At 63.0% G+C, this 6,675-nt stretch carries 1 protein-coding gene; it reads left to right on the top strand.

The genetic code is table 11. The features are described 5' to 3' along the window. Positions 1–6,675, top strand: a 6,675-nt coding sequence (locus tag A2J03_RS23950) for a non-ribosomal peptide synthetase (protein WP_156520563.1), incomplete at both ends; no start/stop codon positions are given.

Genomic DNA, 6,675 nt, shown 5'->3' with positions numbered 1-6,675 from the left:
GGCTCGGCAGTTGGGGTTCTGGTCGCAGGTGTTGGCGGATGTGCCGGATCTGTTGCCGTTGCCGATCGATCGACCACGCCCGAGCCAACAATCGATCGCAGGCGCCACGCGGCGTTTCGAGATCCCAGCCGAACTTCGTAGCGATCTCGCGCGACTCGGCGCCGACAACGATGCAACTCTGTTCATGGTCGTGCACTCTGCACTGGCGCTGCTTCTCGCGCGGGTGAGTGGCACCGAGGACATCGTGATCGGAACCCCGATCGCAGGCCGCGGCGAAGCCGGACTGGACCACCTCGTCGGCATGTTCGTCGGCACCCTGGTCCTGCGCACACTGGTATCCCCGCACGCCAAGTTCACCGAACTGCTCGCCGCGACGCGCGCCGCAGATCTGGCCGCATTCGACAACACCGACATCCCCTTCGAGCGGCTCGTCGACACCCTCGCACCGACACGCTCCACCGATCACTCACCGCTGTTCCAGGTACTCCTCGAATTCCAGAACAACGAAACAGCACACCTCGAACTACCGAACCTTCTCGTCGAATTCGACGAACTCGATACCGGAACTACCAAATTCGACCTGCAGCTGCGCGTCGACGAGCAGGTGTCGGCCAGCGGCTCTTCGAGCGCAGCATTCACGTACTCGACCGCTCTGTTCGAGGCTGCCACGATCGACAATTTCGTCGACCGATTTCTTCGACTGTTGCGATCCATCTCCGAAGCGCCTACCGCACCGCTGCGTGATGTCGACATACTGTCGATCAGAGAACGGGAAACCGTACTCCAGAAGTGGAATTCGACCGACCACGCGCTTCCCGCCGTCGTCGGAACCGATCCGACACTCAACAGCCTGTTCGACCTGCAGGTCGCGCGGAGCCCGTACTCGATCGCGCTGGTCTTCGACGACGAACATGTGACCTACCGAGAACTGGACGAACGCGCCAACCAACTCGCGCGACACTTGGTGTCGTTGGGAGTTGGACCCGAATCCCATGTGGGGCTGGCTATCCGACGCTCCGTCGACCTCGTCGTCGGAATGTATGCGATCGTCAAAGCCGGTGGCGCGTACGTGCCGATCGATCCCGATCACCCGGTCGATCGGTCCGCGTATGTACTCGACAGCGCACGCCCGGTGTGCATTCTGACGACCAGCCGAGATTGGATCGACGTCTCGGTGGCGACGCCGGTGCTCGCAATCGACCTCATCGACGTGTCCGACAGGTCGACGACACCTCTGGGCGCAGGTGACCGGCTCGGTACCGTCTCCGGCCGCAACACTGCCTACGTCATCTACACCTCGGGTTCGACAGGTCGTCCGAAGGGTGTGGCGGTCACCCACGAGGCAATCGTCAACCGACTGCTGTGGATGCAGAACGAGTACAAGCTCGAACCGTCGGACACTGTCTTGCAGAAGACTCCGGCTACTTTCGACGTGTCCGTGTGGGAGTTCTTCTGGGCACTCCAGGTCGGCGCGAAACTGGTGATCGCGACGCCCGACGGGCACCGCGACCCAGAATATCTGTCCCGAGTGATCCTGCGCGAGCGCATCACCACGGTGCACTTCGTTCCGTCGATGCTCGCCGTGTTCGTCGACGGCGCGCATCCAGAGGATTGCAACTCACTTCGCCTGGTGTTCTGCAGCGGCGAAGCACTGCCACCCGCGACGGTCGACGCGTTCGTCGGCTTCTCGGATGCGTCTCTGCACAATCTGTACGGACCGACAGAGGCGGCCGTCGATGTCACCTATTACCACTGTGCCACAACGGAACTGACGTCGATTCCTATCGGCGCACCGGTATGGAACACACGTGTGTTCGTGCTCGATGCCTCGCTGAAGCCTGCGCCTATCGGTGCACCCGGCGAGTTGTACCTGGCGGGTATACAACTCGCACGCGGATACGTGGGGCGCGGAGATCTGACTGCGGATCGATTCGTCGCCGACCCGTACGGTGAGCCAGGCACGCGGATGTATCGCACCGGTGACCTCGTTCGATGGCGCGCAGACGGCAACATCGAGTACATCGGCAGAACCGATTTTCAGGTCAAGCTGCGCGGACTGCGAATCGAATTGCCGGAGATCGAGGCCGCTCTGTTGCGACATCCCTCCGTCGCACAAGCCGTCGCACTCGTCCACAGCACCGTCTCCACCGGCGAGATTCTCGTGGCCTATGTCGTGCCTAGCCGCGATTCCGTCTTCGAAGCAACAGTTCTCACCGATGCGGTTGCGGAATCCCTTCCGGCGTACATGGTGCCGTCGCTCGTGATGGAACTGTCCGAGTTTCCGTTGAACGCCAGCGGCAAGCTCGACCGAAAGCTGCTGCCGTCACCGATGTTCGCATTGTCCGACGACGAAATCGTGGCACCGTCGAATCCGGTCGAGGAGATCATCGCGGCAGAGTTCGCTGACCTTCTCGGCGGTGATCAGATCGGCGTCACGCAGAACTTCTTCGCGGCCGGTGGCAACTCGTTGGTCGCAATGCGGCTGGTGGCCAGGATCAACACCGCAGTCGGATCGTCACTGACCGTCCGGGACCTGTTCGACGCTCCGACTGTCCGTGCGCTGGCATCGACAGTGGAATCACAGGGCCACCGGACCGATTCGAAACCGTCCCTCGTTCCGATCGATCGACCAGCGGCAGTCCCGGTATCGCTCGCGCAGCAGCGGATGTGGTTCATCAACCAATTCGACACGACGTCCGCTGCGTACAACGTGGCGTTCGCCATGCGCATGACCGGGCGACTGGACCTGGATGCGCTGCGAAGCGCGGTCGGGGACGTCGTCGACCGACACGAGTCCCTGCGAACCGTGTTTCCGCTCACCGACGACGGTCCGGTTCAGTCGATTCTCGAGTCGCACCAGGCGTTGCCCGATCTCACCGCGGTGCGCGCCGAGTCCGATTCGCGGGTGCACGAACTGGTAGCCGAGGTCGTCACTACCGGCTTCGACGTGTCGAGCAGCGTTCCGGTCAGAGCGCGACTCATCGAGATCGACGAGAACGAACATGTGCTCGCCTTCGTCGTCCACCACATCTCGTCCGACGGGTTCTCCACGGCGCCACTGGCACGCGACTTGATCGTGGCATATAGCGCGCGGATGCAGGGGGAAGCCCCCACCACCTCGCCTCTGCCGGTGCAGTACGCGGATTACTCACTCTGGCAACGCGAGTTCCTCGGGTCGGAGTCCGACCCCTCGTCGCTCATGTCTGCTCAATTGGCATTCTGGGTCGATACGCTGTCAGGGGCGCCGGAAGTGCTCGAACTCCCGACCGACCGACCACGCCCGACGGAGTCCTCGTTCCGCGGCTCCCAGGTGGAATTCTCCGTCGACTCCGTCGTACACGAGCGGATGGCAGAGCTGGCTTCGAGCCACGATTCCAGTGTCTTCATGATCGTCCATGCGTCGCTGACGGTGCTGCTGTCGGCCTTGTCGGCGTCCACCGACATCTCGATAGGCACGCCGATCTCCGGCCGTGGGGACGCGGCACTCGACGAGCTGGTCGGAATGTTCGTCAACACCCTGGTGCTCCGCACCGAGGTGGACCCAGCAGGATCCTTCGAGAACCTTCTCGCCGAAGTTCGTTCCACAGACCTGGCTGCATTCACACACTCGGACATACCGTTCGAACGTGTCGTCGATGCTCTCGATCCGGCCCGGTCCACCGCGCATACACCGTTGTTCCAGGTCATGCTCGAGTTCCAACATACCGACCGCCCCACTATCGAACTTCCGGGCCTGAACGTGGAAGCAATGGAGCTCGCGAACGATGTCGCGAACTTCGACCTTCAGCTGACCGTCTCCGAGTCGTTCGATTCCGCAGGCAACCATGCCGGCATCGAGGCGTCGTTCCGGTACGCGACTGATCTGTTCGATGAATCCACGGTGCGGACGTTCGCGACGCGGTTCACTGCAATTCTGAGCGCCGTGACCACCGATCCCAGCGTCGCAGTCGGTGACGTCGATCTGCTGTCTCCGGACGAGCACGGCGCGCTGACCCCGGTTCGTGGGCCCGAATCCGTTGCGCCCCGACTACTGCCGGACATTCTCGCCGACGCCGTCACTGCAGCCGGGGTCTCGTCGCAGGCACTCGTGTTCGACGGTGGCGTCATGAGCTACGGGGAACTGGATTCACGCTCGTCGCAGTTGGCACGCATGATCACCGATCATGGGGTCGGTCCCGGCGACGTCGTTGCGCTCGCGCTGCCCCGTAGCTACGAGGCGATCGTTGCCGTGTGGGCAACGGCAAAGGCAGGAGCAGCATTCCTCCCTGTCGACCCGACGTATCCTGCGGATCGCATCACGCACATGATCAGCGATTCCGGCGTGGCGCTCGGCCTGACGACAATGGCGGACACCGCGTCGCTCGCGATGCTGTCCGATTCCACGGTGTGGATCGTCGTGGACGACCCCCGGTTCCGATCCGTCACAGCAGAATTCTCGGACGAACCCGTCACGGATGCAGATCGAGTCGAACCGCTTCACTTGGACGACGCCGCGTACCTGATCTATACATCGGGTTCCACGGGGGTGCCCAAGGGCGTCGTCGTCACCCACCGCGGTCTGGCGAATCTGGCTGCCGAAGAACGAATTCGGTTCGAGGTGTCACCCGGTTGCCGCACTCTTGCTTTCGCTTCCCCCAGTTTCGACGCGTCCATTCTCGAGTTCATGCTGGCCTTCGGCGCGGGCGCGACGATGGTGATCGCACCACCCGACATGTACGGCGGCCCGGATCTGGCCCAGTTGATGAAAGATCAGGACGTTTCGCACGCATTCGTGACACCGGCGGCATTGGCGTCGGTGGATCCGACCGGTCTGACGGCACTACGCGTCATCGCGACCGGAGGAGACGCGTGTCCTCCCGATCTGGTCGCACGGTGGGCCCCAGGCCGAAAGATGTTCAACGCGTACGGGCCCACGGAAGCGACGATCTTCTCCTCGATCAGCGACCAGCTCCAACCGGGGGCGCCGGTCGACATCGGCTCACCGACAATCGGTTTCGCCGAGGTAGTGCTCGACAATCGCATGAAGCCCGTCCCGGTGGGTGTGCCAGGTGAACTGTATCTGGCGGGACCTGCCCTAGCCCGCGGCTACCACGGTCGTCACCCGCTGACAGCCGAACGCTTCGTTGCGAACCCGTTCGGGGACCCAGGCAGCCGCATGTACCGCACCGGCGATGTGGTGCGGTGGAATCGCAGTGGCGCACTGGAATTTGTGGGACGCAGCGATTCGCAGGTCAAGGTACGTGGTTTCCGGATCGAGTTGGGCGAGATAGACGCCGTTCTCGCGGCGCACCCTGCGGTCGAGTTCGTGACGACCGCAGGCGTGAAAGGCCCTGCAGGCAACACGATCCTCGTCGCATGGTTCGTTCCCGCCTCGGGCGGCAGCGTGGACACCCAGGTGTTGCGCAACCATGTCGCCGACTCGTTGCCCTCCCATATGATTCCGACGTCGTTCGTCGTGCTGGAGTCGATACCTCTCACTCCTGCGGGCAAGCTCGACCGCAGAGCGCTCCCTGATCCGACGTTCGATCACCATTCGGAATCGACCCGGAGTGCAAATACGCAGGTCGAGAAGCTCCTGGCGGGCTTGTTCTCGGAGGTGCTTCAGCTCGACAACGTCGGAGTGGACGACTCCTTCTTCGCGCTCGGCGGCGATAGCATCATGTCCATCCAGCTGGTGGCCCGGGCCAAGGCTGCCGGGCTCGTCCTGACCCCGAGGGACGTGTTCGAACGCAAGACGGTCGCAGCTCTGGCCGAAGTGGCGCTCGCAGCGGACAGTGCGTCGGTCGCCGTTCTCGACGAGTTGCCCGGGGGCGGTGTCGGTGAAGTTCCTCTTACTCCCATCACCAGATGGATGATCGATCGAACGCAAGTATTCGATCGCCACACGCAGACGGCATTGCTGTCGATGCCCAGCGGCATCGACCGATCTGCTCTCGAAGGCACGGTGCAGGCTGTGCTCGATCACCACGACATGCTGCGCGCGCGTCTTCGTCACCACGACGCCGCATGGACGATGGATGTCCAGCCGGTCGGCTCCGTCGCCGCAGCAGCAGTACTGCATCGAGTCACCGTCGATTCGACGACCGGGAACAAGTTCTCGTCTTTGGCAGCGGCCGAACTCGACAGGGCCGCAGCACGACTCGATCCAGCGTCGGGCGCCATGATTCAATTCGTATGGTTCGCCTCGGAGACCGACTCGGGACGCCTGCTGATCGTCGCGCATCACCTCGTCGTCGACGGTGTGTCCTGGCGTGTGCTCGTTCCCGATCTCGCAACTGCGTGGTCGCAGATCAATGCGGGGGACGAGGCTGCGCTGTTGCCCGTCGGAACGTCCATGCGTCGGTGGGCCCACGGGTTGGTCGAGACGGCAGAATCCCGCCGTCGCGAACTCTCGATGTGGGAAGACACACTGAGCGGATCGGATCCACTGGTCGGATCCCGGCCTCTCGACCCGACGGTCGACGTCTATTCGACCGTCGATCGCGTCGAGGTCGAACTGCCCGCGGACGTCACCGAGGCGTTGCTGACCACTGTCCCGGAAAAATTTCACGGCAGTGTCAACGACGGACTGATGGCGGGTTTGGCGCTGGCGATCGGTGCCTGGCGTCGCGCCAACGGAGTGGACACCGAGGATTCGCTCATCAGCCTCGAGGCTCACGGCCGTGAGGATCACGT

Origin of the sequence: Rhodococcus sp. EPR-157, from assembly GCF_001647195.1 — a bacterium.
GTDB lineage: Bacteria > Actinomycetota > Actinomycetes > Mycobacteriales > Mycobacteriaceae > Rhodococcoides.
Note: the sequence above shows the minus strand (reverse complement) of the source record. Positions and strands in the feature narration are given on the sequence as shown.